The sequence below is a fragment of the Sphingomonas faeni genome (assembly GCF_040407505.1).
GTDB classification, from domain to species: Bacteria; Pseudomonadota; Alphaproteobacteria; order Sphingomonadales; family Sphingomonadaceae; genus Sphingomonas; species Sphingomonas faeni_E.
Genome location: NZ_JAPZPQ010000005.1, coordinates 65465 through 86105 on the forward strand (window position 1 = coordinate 65465; position 20641 = coordinate 86105).

The following is a 20641-nucleotide window of genomic DNA, read 5'->3' on the forward strand; positions in this document are numbered from 1 at the left end:
ACGCCTGTGGAAACTCGTCGCGAATCAAGGCAAGAGCGGCACCATGTCCGACGAGATCATTTCCTACGAGCCAGCCACCGGCGCGGTCCTCTGGCGCCACCCGATCGGCGACGTCGATGCCGAAGTCGCCTGCGCGCGCGCCGGCTGGTCGAGCTGGGCGTCGAAACCACTCGCCTTCCGGATCGAGACGATGCGGCGCTTCGCCAACATCGTCCGCCAGCGCAACGACGCGTTCACCGACCTGATCGCACGCGAGACCGGCAAGCCGATCTGGGAAGCGCGCGGCGAGGTCGAGACGGTCATCGCCAAGGTCGACATCTCGGTCAGCGCCTATGCCGATCGCACCGCGCAGCGCCGCCTCGAAGCGACGATGGGATCGCGGATCGCCGTCCGCCACAAGCCGCACGGCGTGCTGGCCGTGCTCGGACCGTACAACTTCCCCGCGCACCTGCCCAACGGCCACATTGTCCCCGCGCTGATTGCCGGCAACGCGGTCGTCTTCAAGCCATCCGAAAAGACCCCTGCCGTCGGCGCGTTCCTCGTCGAATGCTTCCGCGCCGCAGGCGTACCGGCCGAGTGCATTCGTTTAGTCATCGGTGGCCCCAACGAGGGTAAGGCGCTCGCCGCGCACCCCGATATCGACGGGCTGCTGTTCACCGGCTCGGCGCGCACCGGCCTCGCGCTCAATCGCGCGTTCGCCGACAAGCCCGAGAAGATCCTCGCGCTCGAGATGGGCGGCAACAATCCGATCGTCGTCTGGGACGCGCCCGACCTGCACACCGCGGCCGTGCTCATCATCCAGTCCGCCTTCACCACCGCCGGCCAGCGCTGCACCGCCGCGCGCCGGCTGATCGTCGACACGAAGCTGTACGACCCGCTGATCGCCACGCTCGACAAGATGGTCGGGCGGATCATCGTCGGCGAACCGCACGCCAATCCCGCCCCGTTCATGGGCCCGGTGATCGACAACGAAGCCGCCGAGCAACTGACCGAGAGCTTCCTCGAACTGCTTACGCGCGGCGGGCGCCCGATCCGCCATCTCGAACGTCCGGTCGCGGACCTGCCGTTCCTAAAGCCCGCGCTGATCGACGTCAGCGACATCGCCGACCGCCCGGATATCGAGCTGTTCGGCCCGATCCTCCAAGTCGTCCGCGTCGACGATTTCGACGCCGCGATCGCCGAGGCGAACAACACGCGCTACGGCCTGTCCGCCTCGCTGATCAGCCAGACTCCCGCGCTCTACGATCGCTTCTGGGCGAACATCCGCGCCGGCATCGTCAACTGGAACAAGCCGACCAATGGCGCATCGTCAGGCGCACCGTTCGGCGGCATCGGCTGGTCGGGCAATCACCGCCCGAGCGCCTACTACGCAGCCGATTATTGCGCCTATCCGGTCGTCAGCAGCGAGTCCGAAAGCGCGCGTGCGTCGATCGGGATCGGCCTAGCCGACGGCTGAGACCCTCGATCCTCCCCCGCCAGGGGGAGGTGGCTGGCCCTTGCCAGACGGAGGGGGCGGTAAGAGACGACTTTGGTTCCGTGTCCTCCCCCTCCGTCGCTACGCGCCACCTCCCCCTGGCAGGGGAGGATCGTCCGGTTCGGCGACAGCCACCTTGATCTACTTAGCGCAAAAGCAATCCTACCTCCCGCCAAAGCATCATTCGGTTGCAGCGCAGCGTCCATCCGCCCATCTCCGGTCGCATGGCAAGCCTCCTAGACCCCACCGCCCGCGGGCGCGTCATCCTCGTCGGGGCGGGCCCGGGCGATCCCGGACTCCTCACCGTTCGCGCGGTCGAGGCGCTGAAGACCGCCGACGTCGTCGTGCATGACGGACTGATCGATCCGCGCGTACTAGACATCGCACCGCCGGGCGCACAGCGGATCTCGGTCGCCAAGCAGCGTGCGCGTCACACGCTGCCGCAGGAGGCGATCAACGCGCTGATCATCGCGCACGTTAAGACCGGCGCGATCGTCATCCGGCTCAAGGGTGGCGACCCGTTCGTCTTCGGTCGTGGCGGCGAGGAGGTCGAAGCGGTTCGCGCTGCGGGTCTGCCAGTCGAGGTGATCCCCGGCGTATCGGCCGCACTCGGTTGCGCTGCCGAGGCGATGCTGCCGTTGACGCACCGCGATCATTCGAGCGCGGTGAGCTTCGTCGCGGGCCAGTGCAAGGGTTTGACCGAACAGGACTGGTCCGGGCTCGCCGGCCAAGGCCGCACGCTGGTCATCTACATGGGCATCGCCACTGCGACCGAGATCGCCGACAAGCTCATGGCCGACGGCGTCGCCCCCGACATGCCCGTCGCCGTGCTCGAACGCGGCACGCTTAAAGGGAGCCGTGCGATCCGGACGCTGCTCGCTGATCTCGGCGCGATGGTCACGCGCGAGGCGGTGAAAAGCCCCGCGATCATCGTCGTCGGCGAGGTCGTCGAACTGTCGGACGCCGAAGACAAACTCGCCCGCTGGGCCCGCGTAGCAGAGGACGCCGCCGCATGAAGCTGTTGACCGGAAACGACCTTCCCACCGGCGATGTCGTCTGGTGGACCGGCAATGGCTGGTCGCGCCATATCGAGGATGCGGCCGACGTCGGCGTCGCGGGCGAAGCGATCCTCCAGGCGGAGGAAGGCGCACGCCGCGTCAACGTCCCCTATCTGATCGAGGCGACGCAGACCGACGAAGGCCCTCGCCCCGCCCACATCAAGGACCGCATCCGCGCTTTGGGCCCGACGATGCGGCCCGACCTGACTCTCAAACCCGCCGACCCCAATGCCGGCAGCTGGGTAATCTGATATGTATAAATACGACGAATACGACCAGGCGATCGTCGACCAGCGCGTCGACGAGTTTCGCGACCAGGTCCGCCGCCGCCTCTCGGGCGAGCTGACCGAAGACCAGTTCAAGCCGCTGAGGCTGATGAACGGTCTGTACCTCCAGCTGCACGCGTACATGCTGCGCGTCGCGGTGCCGTACGGGACGCTCGACGGGCGGCAGATGCGGATGCTCGGGCATATCGCGCGCAAGTACGATCGCGGTTACGGCCACTTCACCACGCGCCAGAACATCCAGTTCAACTGGATCCAGCTCGACCAGACCCCGGACATCCTCCAGGAACTGGCGACGGTCGAGATGCACGCCATCCAGACCAGCGGCAACTGCATCCGCAACATCAGCTCGGATCAGTTCGCCGGCGCCGCCGCGGACGAGGTCGCCGACCCGCGCCCCTGGGCCGAGCTGATCCGCCAATGGTCGACGTTCCACCCGGAATTCACCTACCTCCCGCGCAAATTCAAGATCTGCGTGATCGCGGCGGACGAGGATCGCGCGGCTATGCGGCTGCACGATATCGGCATCGGGCTGCACGTCCGCGACGGCGAACTCGGCGCAAAGATCTTCGTCGGGGGCGGCATGGGCCGCACGCCGATGATCAGCCACGAGATCCGCGACTTCGTCCCCGCCGACGACCTGATGAGCTATCTCGAGGCGTGCCTGCGCGTCTACAATCGCTATGGCCGGCGCGACAACATCTACAAGGCGCGGATCAAGATCCTGCTCCACGAGATCGGCCCCGACGAATATCGCCGCCAGGTCGAGGAAGAGTTCGCCGCGGTTAAGGGGCTTGGGCTCGATCCCCCGCGGGCTGAGTTGGAGCGCATCACGAGCCACTTCGGCGCGCCAGCGTTCGACCCGGACGCTGGCACGGACATCGATCGCAGCGACCCCGATTTCGCCGTCTGGCTCGACCAGAACGTCCGCACCCACAAGCAAGATGGTTACGCTATCGTAACGATCAGCCTGAAGCCGGTCGGCGGCATTCCCGGCGACGCCTCGGCCGACCAGATCGACCTGATGGCCGACCTCGCCGAGCGCTACAGCTTCGACGAACTGCGCGTCACGCACGCCCAGAACATCGTCATGCCACACGTTAATAGGCGTAACCTTCATGACCTTTGGACCGCATTGAACGAGGCCGGACTCGCCGAAGCCAATCTCGACCTGATCAGCGACATCATCGCCTGCCCCGGTCTCGATTATTGCAGCCTCGCCAACGCGCGCTCGATCCCCCTCGCGCAAAAGATCGCGACTCGCTTCGGCAGTCTCGAACGCCAGCGCGACCTAGGCGAACTGAAGCTGAAGATCAGCGGCTGCATCAATGCGTGCGGTCACCACCATGCCGGCCACATCGGCATCCTCGGTGTCGACAAGAAAGGCACCGAGAACTACCAGCTCTCGCTCGGCGGCTCGGGCGCGGAGGATGTGAGCCTCGCCAAGATCACCGGGCCCGGCTTCTCCGAGGACGGCGTGGTCGACGCGATCGAACGCGTCACCGATCGCTATCTGCAGGTCCGCGATCCCGGCGAACGCTTCCTCGACACCTACCGCCGCGTCGGCTTCGAGACGTTCAAGGAGGCGATCTATGGTTGAGTATCCGGACCAGACGCTGCTTCGCTTTCGTGACGACGAGCCGCATGACGAGCCCGCGGTAACGCTCGATTCGTTCATCGGCCAGAGCAATGCTGCCGCCGTGCGGCTGGAGGCAGGCGACGACGCACGCGCGCTGTTGCCGCAGATCGACCAACTCGCGCTGATCGAGGTGAGCTTTCCCGGCTACCGCGACGGGCGGGGCTATTCGTCCGCGCGGATTCTTCGCGAGGCGGGCTATACCGGCGAACTGCGCGCGCAGGGCGACGTGCTGGTCGACCAGATCCCGCTGATGCGGCGCTGCGGGTTCGACAGCTTCGCGCCGCAAGCACCGATCGACATCGACGTGCTGCGTGCGAGCCTGGAGCGCTACGATACGCCGTACCAGAAGGCGGCGGACGGCGCGGTGCCGGTCTGGAAGCTGCGCCATGGGTGAGCCCGCGCGCCAACTCGACATGATCGACGTCACGCCGGCGTTCACGCGCGCCGATGCGATGGCGATGCAGGAGCGGTTCGAAGGCGTCTCCGCACAGGAGATGCTGTTCGAATTGCTGGTCGGCGAGTTGCGCGGACGGATCGCGGCAGTGTCGTCGTTCGGCGCGGAGTCGGCGGTGCTGCTGCACATGGTCGCGCAGGTCGATGTCGACGTGCCGGTGGTGTTTACGAATACGCAGAAGATGTTCGGCGAGACCTTGGCGTATCGCGACGAGCTGGCGGAGAGACTGGGGTTCACGGACCTAAGGGTATTCCGGCCCGATCCGCGGTTGCTGGCGATCAAGGACAAGACGGGGTTGCGGTGGTCCTACGATCCCGATGGCTGTTGCGATCTGCGCAAGGTGGAGCCGTTGCGGCGGGCGTTGGCGCCGTTCGATGCGTGGATTTCGGGGCGGAAGGGGTTCCAGTCCGGCACCCGTACCGCGCTCCCCCGCTTCGAAGAGGACGAGGGCCGGTTGAAGATCAACCCGCTCGCGGATTGGGACAAGGCGAAGCTCGACGCGTATTTCGCGGAGCATGAGTTGCCGCGGCATCCGCTCGAGGCTCAGGGGTATCTGTCAATTGGGTGTGCGCCGTGCACGACCAAGGTCGCCCCCGGCGAAGACCCGCGCGCAGGCCGCTGGCGCAGTTTCGACAAGGTCGAATGCGGCATCCACGCGCCGACCGATTACGACCCGATGATTTGACGTCGCGGTCCCTCGCCCCTCCGGGGAGAGGGAGGGAGGAGCCACTTGGCGACGGAAGGGAGAGGGGTAGTTGGGATGCGACGTCCCGAGCCTCACTCCCCTCTCCCTTCCCACGGCAAGAGCCGCGGGCCCCTTCCCTCTCCCCGAAGGGGCGAGGGACCTCTGAGACTCAATACTCGGCTAGATCCGAGAACTTCGTGATCGTCGGATCGAACTTCATCCGGACCTTCCCGGTCGCGCCGTGGCGCTGCTTCGCGATGATCAGTTCCGCCAAGCCATACACCCGCTCCATCTCCGCCGCCCACGAAGCATGGTCCTCGAAAATCTTCGAACTATCCCCTTCCGCCGGGCGCTTGGGCTCCTTCGACGCGACGTAATAGTCCTCGCGGTACACGAACCAGACCATGTCGGCGTCCTGCTCGATCGACCCCGACTCGCGAAGATCCGACAGCATCGGCGTCTTGTCCTCACGGCTTTCCACTGCACGCGACAGCTGCGACAGCGCCAGAACAGGGACGTTGAGGTCCTTCGCCAAGGTCTTCAGCCCGCGCGAAATCTCGGAGATTTCCTGGACGCGGTTGCCGTCCTTGCTCTTGCCCGACCCCGACAGCAGCTGAAGGTAGTCGACCACCACCAGCCCGATCTCGTTGTTATGCCGGCGCTGCAACCGGCGTACGCGCGTATGTAGCGCGCCGATAGAGAGACCACCGGTATCGTCGATGAACAGCGGCAAATTCTCCAGCTCCGCCGCGGCGGCGGCAAGCTGTGCGAACTCGGTGCGGCTGATCTTACCCATGCGGAGCGATTCGGAACTGATCTGCGACTGCTCGGCAAGAATACGCGTCGCGAGCTGATCGGCGGACATTTCCAGCGAGAAGAACGCGACCTTCGCGCCGACCGAGTCCTTGGGCGCGATCCCGTCGGCCATGTCGCGCATCCAGCGCCGCGCCGCGTTGAACGCAATGTTGGTGGCGAGCGAGGTCTTGCCCATGCCCGGACGGCCGGCGAGGATCATGAGATCGCTGTGGTGCATGCCGCCGATCTTCGCGTTGATCGAATCGATGCCCGTCGTGACGCCCGATAGATTGCCGCCCGAATTCAGCGCGCGCTCGGCCATCTTAACCGCCGCGGTGGTCGCCTGCGCGAACGACTTCACCGTATTCTCGGAGCCGCCGTCGGCCGCAACCTTGAACAGCTCCTCCTCGGCCAGCTCGATCTGGGCGCGCGGATTGACCTCCTCGGAGGTGTCCATCGCGCGATCGACCAGTGTCCGCCCGACCGACACGAGCGCACGGAGCATGGCGAGGTCGTAAATCTGTTGCGCGAACTGGCGCGCGCCGATCAGGCCTGCGCCGCTGCCGGTCAGGCCGGCCAGATACGCCGGTCCGCCAAGCTCGCGCATGCCCTCATCCGCATCGAACATCGGCCGCAGCGTCACCGGCGTCACCAGCATGTCGTTGCCGCGCAGCGTCTTGATCGCGGCGAAGATGCGTCCGTGGACGGGTTCGAAGAAATGCCCCGGTTCGAGCTTGTCGACGAGGTCGTCCGCGAGCCGGTTGTCGATCATCATCGCGCCGAGCATCGCGGCCTCGGCCTCGACGTTGCGGGGAAGCTGCTGTGGTTCGGGGACCGCGGGAACGGGGAATGCGAGAGTTGCCATCCCCTGCACCTACGCGATGGACGGGTCCTCGTCCAAGCTATCGCGCCGGAATGCTGGGGATAAGTGACAGGGCGAATGTCCCCCGCTATCGAACCTGAATGGCCGACCCGCGGATCATCGACGTGCAACTCGACGAGACCAGTCTCGGCTGGCGCTCGCCCGACGTCGAGCAGGAGCGGCGGATCGCGATCTTCGACCTGATCGAGGGCAATCACTTCGCCCCGCAGCGAGCCTATGCCGACGGCTATGCGGGGCCGTACAAGATCAAGCTCCAGTCGGAGGAAGGACGCCTCGGCATCCATATCCACCGCGAGGACGACACGCATCTGGAAACGCTGGTGCTCGCGCTCGGGCGCTTCCGACGGCCGATCCGCGATTATTTCGCGATCTGCGACAGCTATTACCAAGCGATCCGGCAATCTTCCCCGGCGCAGATCGAGACGGTCGACATGGCCCGCCGGGGCGTCCACAACGAGGCCGCCGAGCTGCTGAAAGAGCGTCTCGACGGCAAGATCGAGGTCGATTTCGACACCGCGCGACGGCTGTTCACGCTGATCTGCGTCCTCCACATCCGCAACTAGAAGACCCATGGCTCACGCACTTTTGAAATTCGCGGCCGCACTGGCCGCGACCGGCTTCGTCGGTATCTGCGGCTGGACCGCCGCGACCGGCTGGCACCCCGACGTCAAACATTACCCGCTGCAAGGCATCGACCTCGCCGAGAACCCCGGCCCCGTCGAATGGGGCACGGTGCGCGCGAGCGGTGCCGACTTCGCTTACATCGTCGCGACGTCGGGTACCGACCGGCGCGAGCCGACGTTCGAGGCGAACTGGGCGGCGCTGCCCGACGCCGGTCTGCGACGCGGCGCGGTGCACGTCTATTCCTTGTGTCAGCGTGCGGACGAGCAGGCGAACGCGTTCAACACCTTCGTGCCGCGGACTTCGGACGCGTTGCCGACCGCGGTCGACATCGCGTTCCACGACGACTGCACCGCGCGGCCCGATCGCGCGACGCTGATCGCCGACATCGCGCAGTTCGTGACGATGGTCGAGACGCACACCCGGCAGCCGGTGATGCTGCGGATCAGCAAGGCGGTGGATTCGAAATACACGCTGTCCGACGCCGTCCCGCGGCCGCTATGGGCGGTGGAGAATATCCTCAAGCCCGACTACACCGCGCGGCCGTGGCGGATGTGGCGCGCAAGCGATTTCCGCCGCATCGACGGGATCGAGGGACCGGTGAACTGGGACGTGGTGGCATCATGACTGAACAAGCAACGCAACTGGTCGCCGCAGCGCGCGACGCCGCGCGCAATGCGCACGCGCCCTATTCGCGGTTCGCGGTCGGTGCTGCGGTGTTGCTCGACGACGGTACGGTCATCACGGGCGCGAACTTCGAGAACGCCAGCTACGGCCTGTCGCTATGTGCCGAGACAGTTGCGATCGCCACCGCCAGTGCGGTGGGCCGCCTCCGTGATATCGTCGCGATCGGCGTGATCGGCGGCGCGATGGATGCGGACGGCCGCGCGACCGGCTCCTCCCCTGTCAGCCCCTGTGGGCGCTGCCGCCAGATCATCAACGAAGCGGCGCAGATGGGCGGCCGCGACTTGCCGGTGCATTGCGGCGCGGCGGAAGGCGATGCGATCCGCACCTATGTCGTATCGGAATTGCTGCCTGACGCGTTCGGCCCGGCGGACCTGGGGGTCAGCTAAGCCGCGCGTCCCACGGGGCCGCCGCCAGCCATTCGCGTACGCCGTTGGGTTGCGTGGTATTCGACACGGCCAAACAACAGGTCGAGATCCTCGCGGCTGACGTCGAGCGTTTCGCCGAGATCGGCGAGCGCCTTGTCGAGATCTTCGGCCCGGAGCGCGGCTTCGGTCGGCACGGACGCCGCAACGGGCACGCGGTGCGGATAGCTATGCCCTGAAAACCGGTGGAACAGGATTCCGCACCCAGTCAGTATGATGGCGTTCAGCGCGATTGGGACAATGACGAACGCGAATCCTGCGTCGATGACGGCCGGACCTCCGACGACTGCGGTCAAAGCGACCGCACCCGCGGGCGGATGCAGCGACCGGGTCAGCGACATCATCAGGATCGCCGCGCCGACTGCGATCGGCGCCGCGAGTTCGGGTGCCGGTACGAGCATCCTGACCGTGACCCCGACCAGCGCGGCGATGATATTGCCGCCGATGACCGGCCAGGGCTGTGCCAGCGGGCTCGCCGGTACCGCGAACACGAGGACCGCGGCGGCGCCCATCGGCGCGGCGATCAGCAGGAACGCGCCGTGCGGGTGAACTACGCCCGAGCTGATCGCGCCGGTCAGGCCGATGCCGAGCACCGCGCCCAAACACGCCCGCAGTCGATCCCTGAGGTTCCCCCCTGCGAGAATAGGATCGAAGAATTTGCGCATGCGAGACACCCGGTTGACGATGCCTGGTCCATATGGCGAGATCGCCGGCAAGTCACGGCGGCCGGCCGGTCGCGAGGTGGACCGATTACCCCTGTACGGGCATTTCGTAGAAGCCGCGGAACCGTTTGCTCGGCGCGAACGCACTGGTTTGGCCGATCACGGTTTCGCCCGCTCCCATGACCAGCACGCCGCCCGGTTTCATCGCCTTGGCGATCTTCGGGAACACCTCTGCCTTGGTGTCGGTGGACAGGTACAACAGCACGTTACGGCACAGGACGACGTCGAACTGTCCGGGCGGCGCTGGGTCGGATACCAGGTTCATCCGGCGAAACGCGACCAACCCGAGCAGTTCGGGCTTCGCCACCCAATTGCTACCGGTCGTGTCGAACCAGCGGATCATGCGACGCACTGGCAGCCCGCGCTGGATCTCGAACTGCGAGAAGCGACCGGATCGCGCGCGGGCGACGGCGGCATCGGATACGTCGGTGGCGACGATTTCGGGCATGGGGACGCCACCCGTCTCGCGCCGTTCGGCGAACTGCATCGCGAGCGAAAGCGGCTCCTGACCGGTCGAACAGCCTGCGCACCAGATCCGCGCGCGCCGGCCGTCACACTCGGCTTCGGCGACCGCCTCGGCGAGCATCTCAAACACCTGCGCGTCGCGGAAGAACGACGTCTCCTGATTGACGAGGGCATCGACGATCGAGTCGCCGATCGAACGGTCGCTTCCCTGCAGCAACTGGGTCACCAACTGGTCGAGCGTATCGAGCTTGCGCGCGCGCAGCAGGGGCTTCAGCGCGGTGTCGAGCCGCCATGAGCGATAGGCGGCGATCTGTTGACCGGTACGCGCCTCGAGCAACGCGGTGAGGACGTTGATCGTGGCCTGCGACGCGGCGGGTGCGGGAGCGGCGCGGGACGTCATGGTCGGCGTCGCGTCGCCGCGAGGCGACCGATCGCGTCGGGGGCCAGCACGGCATCGGCGATGCCCGAGGCGGCGATCGCACCCGGCATGCCCCACACCACCGAGCTTTGCTGATCCTGCACGACGACGCACCCGCCGCTGTCGTGGACGCGTCGAGCGCCCTCCGCTCCGTCGCGCCCCATGCCGCTGAGCACGACTGCGAGGAGGCGCGCGCCATAGACGTCGGCAAGCGAGCTCAACATCGGGTCGACCGATGGCATGCACCCGCTAAGCGCCGCCTCGTGCGTCAGGCGGAACGCCGCGCCACCTTCGGATAGCTTTACGGCTTTGAGATGCGCATCGCCGGGCGCGATGATGATCCGGCCCGGTCGAATCCGCATCCGATCGACTGCGACGTCGCACGGGCGCCCGGCAAGCACCGCGATCTGCGCGGCGAAATACGGCATGAACGACGCCGGCAGATGCTGAGTGATAACGATCGGCAGGCGGAACCCGGCGGGCATCTGACCGAACATCTGGCTCAGCGCATGGATGCCGCCGGTCGACGCACCGATCGCAACGACGTCATAGTCGTCGCTAGTCGAGACCGGGCGGATCGGCGGCGGCGTGTCCGCGGGCGGGGTCGGCAGGACGGCTGAGCGCACGAGCAGCGCAGGCGGCATCTGCGCCGGATACTCGCACAGCATCTCGAGCTTGTTGACTAGCGCCGAACCGAACCGTGTCGACAGGGCACTCGTCGATGGCTTGGTTAGCGTCTCAGCCGCGCCGAGTGCCATCGCCCGCAAGGCAGTAGCCCCGCCTTCGTCCGCGCTCGACGACACGATCAAAACCTTCGCGCCCTGCCCCGCCACGATCAGGTCGGGTAATGCACTGAGCCCGTCGATCCCCGGCATCTCGATGTCGAGCAGGATAAAGTCGACCGTTGCACGCTCCAGGAATGCCAAGGCCGCAGCGACGTTGCCGACCGCGCCGACGACCGAGAACCGGTCGCTCGCATCGATCAGCCTGGCGATCACCGCACGGACGACCACCGAATCATCGACGATCAAGACCCGGGCTGAGTCGAGCCCGTCGCGGTCCGCATGCCGCTCGGCAGAGTGGGTCCGGGTCGTCACGGCCAGGCCTGGATCAGGCCATGCCGACGATCTGGAGCTTCGATTCCAGCGTATCGCGGTCGAACGGCTTCATCACATATTCGTCAGCGCCCGCCTCGATCGCCGCACGAATATACGCCATGCCGTTCTCCGTGGTGCAGAACACGACCTTGGGCCGGCGCGGCACGTCCGCCTCGCGCAGCGCGCGGAGGAAATCCATGCCACTCATCACGGGCATGTTCCAGTCGAGCAGGATCACGTCAGGGATCGACGCCATGCAGGAGGCCAACGCCTCGCGACCATCGCACGCTTCGGTGACGGTGAAGTCGAGCGTCTCGAGAATGTGGCGCGCGACTTTTCGGATTACTTTCGAATCGTCGACGACAAGACAGGTCTTCATGGAAAGCCTTCCGGGGAAATCGTGCGACCGTCCTAGGGCGCAAACAGTAAGCAGCGGGTTAAGCAGTGGAACTTCCGCGCGAAACGTCACGCCGCGAGCGGCGACGTCGGCAGGACGACAGCGAGATCGATGATCAGCAAGGGCTCGCCGTCGCGCTCGACAAGTCCCGTACCAACCGACGCCCAGCCGCCACGTAGCGCCAAGCCCGATGACAGCGGCAGCCGGACGAACGGCGCGACGTCCTCGACCGAATCAACGAGGATTGCGTAATGATGGCCGTCGACGATCGTGATGACCGCGCGGCGCATCGCATCGGGGGTCGGCGGAAGTCCCAACGCGATCCCCGTGTCGATTACGGTCACGACGCGGCTGCGCAGCGCGGCCAGTCCGCGCACGAACGCGTCGGCGCGAGGCACCGCGACGATCTCGCCGATATCGACTACCGAATCGACTTGCGCCGCGTCGATCGCGACCCCGCGACCGGCGATATGCGCAATCAGGAACAGGTCGCTCACAATCCCCTCCGCGCGGCGATTGCTGCGATCAGCGCGGGGCGGTCATAGCGATATATGCTCGGGTCATCATCGCCGTCCGCCATCCGCGATCGCCGCAGCGTCACCACCGGCGCGTGCGCAGCCGAGACCGGCGCATCCTCCATCGCCAGCGCGACCGCCGCCGTCTCGCCCGCCGCCAACGCCGTTACGCAGCGAAAGCCCGAGGCCTCCAGCGCAGGTTTAAGGAAGGTTTCCATCCATCCCGATCCATCGACCTGCAACAGGCATACCGGCGGCGTCGCGATCTTGACCGGCTCACCGGCGAACAACGCATGCGGATCGACCACTTCGACCTGCTCGCCGGCGATCAGCACGACACCCGCGATCGGAGCGCCTGCATCCGTTCCGCCGCGCCGCGCCGGCGCCATCTCCACCGGCAACGCGACGATTTCGATCGCTTCGGCGATCGCATAGGCCATCTCGCTCTCGCCGTCGGTGAGCCGCAGCACCGCGATCTCGGTCCGATCGCCGAACCCGCCGACCGCGTGGACCGGGATGATCGCGTCGCCGATCGTCAGCCGCATCGCCCCCGCGGTCCGGCGGATCGCGTCGACCGGTACGGGCTCGACGCGGTCGATCACCGCGAGCGCGATCGCCCGTCGTTGCCCATCGAGATCGTCGAACAGCAGCGCCGGGATGCCGGGAGCAGCGATCTCCTCGACCGCGTCGTTCACTACCACCGGCGCGAACCGCAGGCCGGCGACGGTCGCGATCCCCGCCGCGTCGAGCAACAGCATCGGCAAGCCGTTGTCGGGCAACGTCATGCCAGCATACACACCCGTCGCCATGATCGCGGGCGACGCCGGCTTCACGACGAGTTCCTCGGTATCGATCACGGTGTCGACACCCAGCGCGTACTCGCCTTCGCGAGTCGACACGATCACCAGCGTCGGCGGCGGTTCCGATCCAAGCCCGAACAGACCGGCGAGCGCGACCAGCGGCATGCGACGCCCCCGCACCAGCACAGCCGCGGCATCGCCGATCGTCTCGATCCGTACCTGATCGCCGCGCACCAGCACGATCTCCTCGACCGATTGGCGTGCGAGCGCGAAACGCTGAGTCCCGACTTCGACGATCAGGGTCGTGAGGATCGAGAGCGTCAGTGGCACGCGGGCGATGATCCGCAGGCCGCGTCCCGGATCGTTGACGAGGACGATGCGGCCGCCGATCTGCTCGATATTAGCGCGCACCACGTCCATGCCGACGCCGCGTCCCGACGTCGCGGTGACCACATCACGGCTTGAAAGGCCGGGCGCAAAGATCAGGTCGAGCTTCGCCGCATCGCTCATCGCCGCCAGTTCGGTCGCGGTATGGAGCTTCTGCTCGGCCGCCTTGGCAACGATCCGCGCTACGTCGATGCCCCGGCCGTCGTCGCTGATCTCGATGAGAATCTGGTTGCCCGATTGCCGCGCGGATACGACCAGCCGCCCCGCCGCCGGCTTCCCCGCGGCCCGGCGCTCCACTGGCGTCTCGATACCGTGGTCGATCGCGTTGCGGATGACGTGGAGCAACGGATCGCGCATCAGCTCGATCATCTCGCGATCGAGTTCGACATCGGCGCCGTCGATGACGAGGTTGACCGACTTACCCAGCTCCGCACTGGTATCGCGTACCATCCGGGGCAGCGCGGAGAACAGCGCGTCGACCTTCTGCATGCGCGTCCGCGTGACCGTGTCGCGCATGTCGGCGACCGTCAGCGACAACCGTTCAAGCGCAGCCTCGACCTGCGGATCGGCGTCACCATCGCGCAATCGCCGCGCGAGGTCGTTGCGCGCCAGGACCATGTCGGACATGCCGCTCATCATCCGGTCGAGCAGATCGACGTTCAGCCGGACGCTGCGGCTGGTCGCCCGCCCCATCGGTACCACGGCCACTGCGGCCTTGGGTTTGGCATCCGGCGCCAGCGCGGCGATCAGTGAGTCCTCGGTCGAATCGTCCAGCGTTGCGCCCGCATCGATCGCCTCGACGATCTCGCCGATCCGGTCGACGATGCCGAGCACGGCGTCGACCAGCGCGGTATCGGGCGTCCGCTTGCCGTCGCGCACCGCGGCCAGCACGTCCTCTGCTGCGTGACTGAGCCGAGCCAGCCGCGGCAAATCCAGGAACCCGCAGCTGCCCTTAACGGTATGAACGAAGCGGAAGATCGCATCGAGACGCGCACGATCTGTCGGATCGGACTCCCACGCGACGATCTCGCCGGCAATCGCTTCCAGCGTTTCGCGCGTCTCGGCAATGAATTCCTGTAACAGATCGTCCATGCGGCCCCGCGTTCGAGCCCGTCATGCATGCTTCAGGTTAAGGGTGCGTTAGTTCGTCTTCTCAATCGCCCGCGGCCAAAGGGGGGCACCGAAGGTGGCGGAGGAGGAGGACACGGAACAGAAGTGATCCCTTGCCTCCCCCTCCGTCTGGCAAGTGCCAGCCACCTCCCCCTTGCGGGGGAGGATTGTGACGGCGTTGCTCTTTTATCGCGCGTTGAAGACGGCGCCGAAGATCATGATGCCCTCGGCCGGCTCCGACACGATCACCGTGCCGCCGGCGTCGGTCACCAGCGTGTTGATCATGTACGCCGCCGCGGCACGGGGCGTGACATTGTGGGCGCCCTCGCCCTCGACCAGAGTACGGCGGATCTCGGAATCGAGAACGATCCGGCCGCCCTCGATCTTGACGACGATCTCTAGTTGGCCGTCATTCTCCTCGCCGCCGACCTCCATCATGCCGCCGCGCACCAGTGATTCGGTCGCGACGAGAGCTAGGTTGAGCAGTACCTTGACCGCGGACTTCGGCATTGCCGGTGTCTCGACCGCCCAGACGAAGGTGATCCGCTTGTTCTCGGCAACCAAACCTTCGATCGCAGTGCGCGCCTCGTGCGTGTCGACCAGTTCGCCGAACCCGCCCGCCGCGCCGAACGCCAGCCGGAAGAACTTCAGCTTGCTGGCCGACGCGCGCGCGCTGTCCGCGAGCAGTTCCATGACGCGCTCGCGCATCGCCGGATCGGTCTCATCGGCGAGCAGTTCGAGCCCGTTGTTGAGCGCCCCCACCGGCGACAGGAGGTCGTGGCACAGGCGCGAACAGAGCAGGCTCGCGAAATCGACCGGGCTGACCGTCATGAAAATCCCCTAATTCTGGAGCGTCTTGTGGCGGGCAGGCCGTCGCTACGCAATGCCAACTTAGCAGGCACCGCGCGGAACAAGCCGCCGCCCTTCTTCCCCCCTTCCTGGAAGGGAGGGGTCGGGGGTGGGTTGGCCGGTTTGATTCACAATCCGACGGATCTGGGGAAACCTACCCACTCCTTCCCCCTCTCTTCCAGGGAGGGGGAAGGAGAAAGTAATCCTCAGACCACCCGGATCGTCTCCTCGACGAACGCGCCAACCTCGACCGATCGCCAAGCCCGAACCTCACCGCCGCCAAGGATCACCCAGACCGCTCCATCCCCCATCGCCTGCGCCGCATCGCGAGGAGACGGAACGGGCAAACCAGTTGGATGCGAGTGATAATGCCCGATCACGGCCATTCCGCCCGATCGCGCGCGCCGATGCGCCGCAAACAAAGCAGCCGGGTTGATCTCGAAAGCCCGCGCAGTGTTCGCCGCCACGTTCGCGCACGCCTCCGCCGCCTCGATCCGCCCGGTCGCCCCGAACAGCAACCCACAGACCTCCACATCCGGCGACACAGCCGCCTCTGAGACCAACTGCTGCAGCAGTTCGCTTGAAATCGTCACGCTCATCGCCACATCGGTAATACATGGACCGGGGGGTTTCCATCGTCGAAGCATCGATCACGCCGGCCACGGATGGCTGGAGGCTCGATCGTGCGCTCGCCGAAGTGCTGCCCGATATGTCGCGCGAGCGATTGAAGGGGCTGATCGCTGACGGTCAAGTGACGCTTAACGGTCGCGAATGGCGCGATTCGGCGAAGAAGGCCGCTACGGGGCAAGTGTTCGCCGTCGCGATCCCGCCGCCGACCCCGTTGCACAATGAAGCGCAGGATATTCCGCTGGTCGTCGCCTACGAAGACGATGACCTGATCGTGATCGACAAGCCCGCCGGCCTCGTCGTCCACCCCGCCGCCGGCAATTTCGACGGGACGCTAGTCAACGCGCTGCTGCACCACTGCGCCGGCAACCTGTCGGGCATTGGCGGCGTGGCGCGACCGGGCATCGTCCACCGGATCGACAAGGACACGTCGGGCCTGATGATCGCCGCCAAGACCGACCGCGCGCACGAAGGCTTGGCGAAGCAGTTCCACGACCACAGCATCGACCGCCGCTACAAGGCGATCGTCGGTGGCATCCCGCGGCCGCCGAGCGGGACGGTCAATGCGCCGCTCGCACGCAGTCCGCAGAACCGCAAGAAGATCGCGATCGTCGAGGGCGGCAAGCGCGCAGTGACGCATTTCTCGACGATCCAGACGCTCCGTGATGCCGCGCTGATCGAGTGTCGGCTCGAGACCGGGCGGACGCATCAGGTGCGCGTACACATGGCGTCGATCGGCCACGCCTTGTTGGGGGACCCGGTCTATGGTAGAACAAAGCAAGTTCAGAAGTCGCTGCTTGAAACGCTCGGTTTCCGCCGGCAAGCCTTGCACGCGGCGCATCTGGGGTTCATCCATCCGGTGAAAAGCATCGCTTTGGCGTTCGAAAGCGAAATGCCCGCAGACATGCAGGAACTGTTCACCCAGCTTCACGTATAGATAATCGGTCCTATGCCGCATTGCGGCAATCGGGGTCAGCAGAAAGGGATTACGACCATGGCAGCCCGCTCCAACGTTCCAGCGACGATTCCTGCGCTCGGCAGCGAAGCAGGGCTCAATCGTTATCTCGCCGAGATCAAGAAATTCCCGCTGCTTAAACCCGAGCAGGAATACATGCTGGCCAAGCGCTTCCAAGAGCATGGCGATACCGAGGCTGCGGCCCAGCTGGTGACCTCGCATCTTCGCCTCGTGGCGAAGATCGCGATGGGCTATCGCGGCTATGGCCTGCCGACGTCGGAGTTGATTTCCGAGGGCAATATCGGCCTCATGCAGGGCGTGAAGAAGTTCGAGCCGGAGCGTGGCTTCCGTCTCGCAACCTATGCGATGTGGTGGATCCGCGCCTCGATCCAGGAGTATATCCTGCGCTCGTGGAGCCTCGTAAAGATGGGCACCACCGCCGCGCAAAAGAAGCTGTTCTTCAACCTGCGCCGGATGAAGAGCCGCCTCGATGCGTTCGAGGACGGCGATCTGCGCCCCGAGCATGTCACCAAGATCGCCACCGATCTTGGTGTCGCCGAGACCGACGTCGTCAGCATGAACCGCCGGATGGCGATGGGCGGCGATACGTCGCTCAATGTGCCGATGCGCGAAGACGGCGAAGGCCAGTGGCAGGACTGGCTGCAGGACGATGCGCCGTTGCAGGACAAGATTGTCGCCGATGCGCAGGAGGCGGACGTTCGCCACTCGATGCTGGTGTCGGCGATGGACGACCTCAACGAGCGCGAGCAGCACATCCTGACCGAGCGTCGCCTGACCGACGATCCCAAGACGCTTGAGGAATTGTCGCAGGTCTACGGCGTGTCGCGCGAGCGCGTGCGGCAGATCGAGGTGCGTGCGTTCGAGAAGTTGCAGAAGGCGATGATGCGGATCGCTGGCGAGAAGCGCCTGCTGGCTGCGTAACATGGCGCGCACCGTCGTCATCGGCGGCGGTGCGGCCGGTATTGCTGCGGCAAGAACGCTGCACGATGCGGGACATAAGGTCCTGCTGGTCGAGGCCAGCGACCGTCTTGGTGGCCGAGCCCATAGCCTATCCCTCGCCTCCTTGTTCCCCCGCGAAGGCGGGGGCCCAGACTGGATCCTCGCCTTCGCGGGGGAACATGTCGACGCTGGTTGCGGCTGGCTACACTCCGCCCAGCGTAATCCTTGGACCAGTATTGCCGAAGCTTCCGGCTTCACCGTCGACCGCTCGGACGCAAACTGGCGTACACAGTGGCGAGATCTCCGCTTCTCTCCCGAAGACCAAGCTGCATCCGCCGACGCCTATCAAGACTGGAACGAGCGAGCCCTCGCCGCTCTAGAAGGCCCCGACCGCCCCCTCTCCGACTTCATCGCCCCCAACGACAAGTGGCGCCCGAAGATCGACGCGATCTCCGGCTACGCCAACGGCGCGAACCTGACCCAAGTGTCGCTCCACGACTGGGCCGCCTACGAAGACGCGTCCACCGACGACAACTGGACGGTCAAGGAAGGCTACGGCACACTCGTCGCCAGCCATGCCGCCGGTCTGAACATTCGCCTGTCGACCCCAGTAACGCGCATCGACCATAGTGGCCGCCGCCTCAAACTCGATACCCCCGTCGGCACGATCGAGACGGACCATGTCATCGTCTGCGTTCCCACCACCGTCCTTGCGAGGTCGCAGATCGAATTCGACCCGCCACTCCCCGACAAGCATGCCGCCGCCGCCGACCTTCCGTTGGGCCTTGCAGACAAGGTGTTCCTCCACGTCGACCGCCCCGAATGGCCGACCAATGCGCACCTAATCGGCGACCCGTACAGCGCCTGCACGGCTAGCCACCGCCTGTCGCCGTTCGGCTGGCCGATCATTGAGAGCTTCTTCGGCGGCGATTGCGCGGAGATGCTGGAGGACGGCGATGCCGCACAGTTCGCGATCGACGAACTCGTAGGGTTGCTCGGCAGCGACTGGCGCAAGCGCTTCACCCCGCTGACCACGACCCGCTGGCGTCACGAACCCTTTATCGGCGGCAGCTACAGCCACGCGCGGATCGGCCGGGCCGGTCAACGCGCCATCCTCGCCGCCTCGGTCGACGGCCGCATCCACTTCGCCGGCGAAGCGTGCCACGCGTTCGACTTCTCCACCGCACACGGCGCGTACGAAACCGGCGTGACTGCCGCCCGCGCGGCCATTGGCGAGGCCGCGACGATCGCATAAAGAGCAGCGATGGGCCTTATCCGCATAGCCGCCAAGATCGTCTTCGCCTTTGTCCTGATCACGGTCGCGTGGGTCGGCATCTACCGCTTCGTGCCGGTCCCGTTCACCTGGACGATGATGGGCGACGTCATCAACGGCCACGGTGTGACCAAGGACTGGATGCCGCTATCGGAGATGGATCCGGATATGGCGCGTGCGGCGATCGCTGGCGAGGATTCGCGGTTCTGTTCGCATCACGGCTTCGATTTCAAGGCGATGGCAGGCGCGGCGGCGCGCAATGCGCAGGGCGGCCGAATCCGCGGCGGCTCGACGATCAGCCAGCAGACCGCTAAGAACGCGTTCCTGTTCCAGGGGGGCGGCTATGTGCGCAAAGCGTTCGAGGCGTATTTCACCGTGCTGATCGAGACGCTTTGGGGGAAACGGCGGATCATGGAGGTGTATCTCAACATCGCGGAGACGGGGATCGGGACGTACGGCGCGAACGCGGGGGCAATCCGGTATTTCAATCACGACGCTTCGCGACTGTCACCGACCGAGGCGGGGCGGATTGCCGCCGTCTTGCCGTTGCCCAAGAAGCGGGCTGCGATCGACCCTCATGGTTTCGTGCGGAAGCATGGAAACACGCTGTCGCGGCGGGTTTCGGTCGTCCGGAACGATGGGTTGGACAGTTGCCTGCGATCCTAAACCACGTTCGTCACCCCGGGACTTGTTCCGGCATGACGGAGCGGGTGTTGCAACTGCCCTTCCTACTCCCTTGTTCTCCCGCGGAGGCGGGAGTTCAGGCTGGGTCCCCGCCTTCGCGGGGAGTCACTCTGGTTTACTGCGTCGACTTCTCGACCGCGTCGCCGGCCTTGTCGGCTGCACTGCCGACGCTCTTCGCCGCCGAAGTGATCGCCGCGTCCTTGCTGTTCTGTGCGCCCTGGCGGCTGAACAGGTAATAGCCGCCAATCAGTACCGCGATCAGCAGGACGATACCGAGCAGCATGCCGCTGCCGCCGCCACGGCGTTCGATGATCGTGGTGTGGGTGGTCGGCGTTTCGACGATACGCTCTTCGGCCATTTTGAGTCTCCCTGATTACTGG

23 protein-coding genes are annotated in these 20641 nt (G+C 65.9%); 13 read left to right on the plus strand and 10 right to left on the minus strand.

The features are described from left to right. Positions 1 to 43: 43 nt before the first annotated feature. The 6 genes from astD (at position 44) to O6X71_RS15510 (ending at position 5594) form a co-directional block, all read left to right on the plus strand. Entirely contained in the window at positions 44 to 1456 is a 1413-nt protein-coding gene (gene astD, locus O6X71_RS15485) for a succinylglutamate-semialdehyde dehydrogenase (protein WP_353466628.1), read from the plus strand. 242 nt (positions 1457 to 1698) lie between these two features. Then, a complete protein-coding gene (gene cobA / locus O6X71_RS15490) occupies positions 1699 to 2490 on the plus strand; it encodes a uroporphyrinogen-III C-methyltransferase (protein WP_133019111.1) in 792 nt (263 codons plus the stop codon). Then, complete coding sequence (locus O6X71_RS15495) at positions 2487 to 2783, plus strand: DUF2849 domain-containing protein (protein ID WP_107955139.1); 297 nt, start codon at positions 2487 to 2489, stop codon at positions 2781 to 2783. The genes cobA and O6X71_RS15495 overlap by 4 nt, the downstream gene beginning before the upstream one ends. A 1-nt stretch (position 2784) precedes the next feature. Then, positions 2785 to 4416: a nitrite/sulfite reductase gene (locus tag O6X71_RS15500; RefSeq protein WP_353466629.1), complete on the plus strand. Its 1632-nt coding sequence runs from the start codon at positions 2785 to 2787 to the stop codon at positions 4414 to 4416. Continuing rightward, the gene (locus O6X71_RS15505) at positions 4409 to 4849 is read left to right on the plus strand and encodes a DUF934 domain-containing protein (protein WP_056050673.1); all 441 of its coding nucleotides are present in this window, start codon (positions 4409 to 4411) and stop codon (positions 4847 to 4849) included. The genes O6X71_RS15500 and O6X71_RS15505 overlap by 8 nt, the downstream gene beginning before the upstream one ends. Beyond that, positions 4842 to 5594, plus strand: a complete 753-nt coding sequence (locus O6X71_RS15510) for a phosphoadenylyl-sulfate reductase (RefSeq protein WP_133019108.1) — start codon at positions 4842 to 4844, stop codon at positions 5592 to 5594. Before O6X71_RS15505 ends, O6X71_RS15510 begins: the two co-directional genes overlap by 8 nt. Positions 5595 to 5763: 169 nt before the next feature. Here O6X71_RS15510 and O6X71_RS15515 read toward each other — a convergent pair whose 3' ends face one another. Continuing rightward, the gene (locus O6X71_RS15515) at positions 5764 to 7254 is read right to left on the minus strand and encodes a replicative DNA helicase (protein ID WP_056050676.1); all 1491 of its coding nucleotides are present in this window, start codon (positions 7252 to 7254) and stop codon (positions 5764 to 5766) included. A 98-nt stretch (positions 7255 to 7352) separates the two neighbouring features. On the opposite strand from O6X71_RS15515, the gene O6X71_RS15520 reads away from it, so the two are divergent. Genes O6X71_RS15520 through O6X71_RS15530 form a run of 3 tightly spaced genes read left to right on the plus strand, consistent with a single transcriptional unit; the run spans position 7353 to position 8966 of the window. After that, positions 7353 to 7835, plus strand: coding sequence for a UPF0262 family protein (locus O6X71_RS15520; RefSeq protein WP_056050677.1), 483 nt, complete (start codon positions 7353 to 7355; stop codon positions 7833 to 7835). Between the two features lie 7 nt (positions 7836 to 7842). Further along, positions 7843 to 8520: a glycoside hydrolase family 25 protein gene (locus tag O6X71_RS15525; RefSeq protein WP_353466630.1), complete on the plus strand. Its 678-nt coding sequence runs from the start codon at positions 7843 to 7845 to the stop codon at positions 8518 to 8520. Beyond that, positions 8517 to 8966, plus strand: a complete 450-nt coding sequence (locus tag O6X71_RS15530) for a cytidine deaminase (protein WP_353466631.1) — start codon at positions 8517 to 8519, stop codon at positions 8964 to 8966. The genes O6X71_RS15525 and O6X71_RS15530 overlap by 4 nt, the downstream gene beginning before the upstream one ends. Here O6X71_RS15530 and O6X71_RS15535 read toward each other — a convergent pair. The 8 genes from O6X71_RS15535 to O6X71_RS15570 all read right to left on the minus strand — a co-directional run bounded on the left by O6X71_RS15535 (position 8963) and on the right by O6X71_RS15570 (position 16361). After that, positions 8963 to 9667, minus strand: coding sequence for an HPP family protein (locus tag O6X71_RS15535; protein WP_353466632.1), 705 nt, complete (start codon positions 9665 to 9667; stop codon positions 8963 to 8965). The two genes, O6X71_RS15530 and O6X71_RS15535, sit on opposite strands and share 4 nt — an antisense overlap. An 85-nt stretch (positions 9668 to 9752) precedes the next feature. After that, positions 9753 to 10589, minus strand: a complete 837-nt coding sequence (locus O6X71_RS15540) for a CheR family methyltransferase (RefSeq protein ID WP_353466633.1) — start codon at positions 10587 to 10589, stop codon at positions 9753 to 9755. Further along, positions 10586 to 11704, minus strand: coding sequence for a chemotaxis protein CheB (locus tag O6X71_RS15545; RefSeq protein WP_353466634.1), 1119 nt, complete (start codon positions 11702 to 11704; stop codon positions 10586 to 10588). Before O6X71_RS15545 ends, O6X71_RS15540 begins: the two co-directional genes overlap by 4 nt. Positions 11705 to 11717: 13 nt before the next feature. Further along, positions 11718 to 12083, minus strand: a complete 366-nt coding sequence (locus tag O6X71_RS15550; RefSeq protein ID WP_055878033.1) for a response regulator — start codon at positions 12081 to 12083, stop codon at positions 11718 to 11720. An 86-nt stretch (positions 12084 to 12169) separates the two neighbouring features. Continuing rightward, positions 12170 to 12598 carry a chemotaxis protein CheW gene (locus O6X71_RS15555; protein WP_353466635.1) on the minus strand — a complete coding sequence of 143 codons (429 nt, stop codon included), beginning with the start codon at positions 12596 to 12598 and terminating at the stop codon, positions 12170 to 12172. Continuing rightward, positions 12595 to 14895 (minus strand): chemotaxis protein CheA, encoded by a 2301-nt coding sequence (locus O6X71_RS15560; protein ID WP_353466636.1) that lies wholly within the window; start codon positions 14893 to 14895, stop codon positions 12595 to 12597. The genes O6X71_RS15555 and O6X71_RS15560 overlap by 4 nt, the downstream gene beginning before the upstream one ends. Before the next feature lie 204 nt (positions 14896 to 15099). Next, positions 15100 to 15744, minus strand: a complete 645-nt coding sequence (locus O6X71_RS15565) for a histidine phosphotransferase family protein (RefSeq protein WP_353466637.1) — start codon at positions 15742 to 15744, stop codon at positions 15100 to 15102. A 224-nt stretch (positions 15745 to 15968) separates the two neighbouring features. Next, positions 15969 to 16361 carry a M67 family metallopeptidase gene (locus O6X71_RS15570; RefSeq protein WP_353466638.1) on the minus strand — a complete coding sequence of 131 codons (393 nt, stop codon included), beginning with the start codon at positions 16359 to 16361 and terminating at the stop codon, positions 15969 to 15971. Positions 16362 to 16378: 17 nt separating this feature from the next. Between O6X71_RS15570 and O6X71_RS15575 the strand changes: the two genes are divergently transcribed. Genes O6X71_RS15575 through mtgA form a run of 4 tightly spaced genes read left to right on the plus strand, consistent with a single transcriptional unit; the run spans position 16379 to position 20243 of the window. Next, the gene (locus O6X71_RS15575) at positions 16379 to 17326 is read left to right on the plus strand and encodes an RluA family pseudouridine synthase (protein ID WP_353466639.1); all 948 of its coding nucleotides are present in this window, start codon (positions 16379 to 16381) and stop codon (positions 17324 to 17326) included. A gap of 57 nt (positions 17327 to 17383) precedes the next feature. Beyond that, positions 17384 to 18286 carry an RNA polymerase sigma factor RpoH gene (gene rpoH / locus O6X71_RS15580; RefSeq protein ID WP_056048373.1) on the plus strand — a complete coding sequence of 301 codons (903 nt, stop codon included), beginning with the start codon at positions 17384 to 17386 and terminating at the stop codon, positions 18284 to 18286. A gap of 1 nt (position 18287) precedes the next feature. Next, positions 18288 to 19559 (plus strand): flavin monoamine oxidase family protein, encoded by a 1272-nt coding sequence (locus O6X71_RS15585; RefSeq protein WP_353466640.1) that lies wholly within the window; start codon positions 18288 to 18290, stop codon positions 19557 to 19559. Positions 19560 to 19568: 9 nt separating this feature from the next. Then, positions 19569 to 20243: a monofunctional biosynthetic peptidoglycan transglycosylase gene (gene mtgA / locus O6X71_RS15590; protein ID WP_056063018.1), complete on the plus strand. Its 675-nt coding sequence runs from the start codon at positions 19569 to 19571 to the stop codon at positions 20241 to 20243. A 133-nt stretch (positions 20244 to 20376) separates the two neighbouring features. On the opposite strand, the gene O6X71_RS15595 is transcribed toward mtgA, so the two are convergent. Further along, a complete protein-coding gene (locus O6X71_RS15595; RefSeq protein ID WP_353466641.1) occupies positions 20377 to 20619 on the minus strand; it encodes a hypothetical protein in 243 nt (80 codons plus the stop codon). Positions 20620 to 20641: the final 22 nt, after the last annotated feature.

What these genes read in the sequence shown, in the direction of transcription:
- astD (WP_353466628.1), top strand. Translation starts at nt 44, where the DNA reads ATGTCCGACGAGATCATTTCCTACGAGCCAGCCACCGGCGCGGTCCTC.
- cobA (WP_133019111.1), top strand. Translation starts at nt 1,699, where the DNA reads ATGGCAAGCCTCCTAGACCCCACCGCCCGCGGGCGCGTCATCCTCGTC.
- O6X71_RS15495 (WP_107955139.1), top strand. Translation starts at nt 2,487, where the DNA reads ATGAAGCTGTTGACCGGAAACGACCTTCCCACCGGCGATGTCGTCTGG.
- O6X71_RS15500 (WP_353466629.1), top strand. Translation starts at nt 2,785, where the DNA reads ATGTATAAATACGACGAATACGACCAGGCGATCGTCGACCAGCGCGTC.
- O6X71_RS15505 (WP_056050673.1), top strand. Translation starts at nt 4,409, where the DNA reads ATGGTTGAGTATCCGGACCAGACGCTGCTTCGCTTTCGTGACGACGAG.
- O6X71_RS15510 (WP_133019108.1), top strand. Translation starts at nt 4,842, where the DNA reads ATGGGTGAGCCCGCGCGCCAACTCGACATGATCGACGTCACGCCGGCG.
- O6X71_RS15515 (WP_056050676.1), bottom strand. Translation starts at nt 7,254, where the DNA reads ATGGCAACTCTCGCATTCCCCGTTCCCGCGGTCCCCGAACCACAGCAG.
- O6X71_RS15520 (WP_056050677.1), top strand. Translation starts at nt 7,353, where the DNA reads ATGGCCGACCCGCGGATCATCGACGTGCAACTCGACGAGACCAGTCTC.
- O6X71_RS15525 (WP_353466630.1), top strand. Translation starts at nt 7,843, where the DNA reads ATGGCTCACGCACTTTTGAAATTCGCGGCCGCACTGGCCGCGACCGGC.
- O6X71_RS15530 (WP_353466631.1), top strand. Translation starts at nt 8,517, where the DNA reads ATGACTGAACAAGCAACGCAACTGGTCGCCGCAGCGCGCGACGCCGCG.
- O6X71_RS15535 (WP_353466632.1), bottom strand. Translation starts at nt 9,667, where the DNA reads ATGCGCAAATTCTTCGATCCTATTCTCGCAGGGGGGAACCTCAGGGAT.
- O6X71_RS15540 (WP_353466633.1), bottom strand. Translation starts at nt 10,589, where the DNA reads ATGACGTCCCGCGCCGCTCCCGCACCCGCCGCGTCGCAGGCCACGATC.
- O6X71_RS15550 (WP_055878033.1), bottom strand. Translation starts at nt 12,083, where the DNA reads ATGAAGACCTGTCTTGTCGTCGACGATTCGAAAGTAATCCGAAAAGTC.
- O6X71_RS15560 (WP_353466636.1), bottom strand. Translation starts at nt 14,895, where the DNA reads ATGGACGATCTGTTACAGGAATTCATTGCCGAGACGCGCGAAACGCTG.
- O6X71_RS15565 (WP_353466637.1), bottom strand. Translation starts at nt 15,744, where the DNA reads ATGACGGTCAGCCCGGTCGATTTCGCGAGCCTGCTCTGTTCGCGCCTG.
- O6X71_RS15570 (WP_353466638.1), bottom strand. Translation starts at nt 16,361, where the DNA reads ATGAGCGTGACGATTTCAAGCGAACTGCTGCAGCAGTTGGTCTCAGAG.
- O6X71_RS15575 (WP_353466639.1), top strand. Translation starts at nt 16,379, where the DNA reads ATGGACCGGGGGGTTTCCATCGTCGAAGCATCGATCACGCCGGCCACG.
- rpoH (WP_056048373.1), top strand. Translation starts at nt 17,384, where the DNA reads ATGGCAGCCCGCTCCAACGTTCCAGCGACGATTCCTGCGCTCGGCAGC.
- O6X71_RS15585 (WP_353466640.1), top strand. Translation starts at nt 18,288, where the DNA reads ATGGCGCGCACCGTCGTCATCGGCGGCGGTGCGGCCGGTATTGCTGCG.
- mtgA (WP_056063018.1), top strand. Translation starts at nt 19,569, where the DNA reads ATGGGCCTTATCCGCATAGCCGCCAAGATCGTCTTCGCCTTTGTCCTG.
- O6X71_RS15595 (WP_353466641.1), bottom strand. Translation starts at nt 20,619, where the DNA reads ATGGCCGAAGAGCGTATCGTCGAAACGCCGACCACCCACACCACGATC.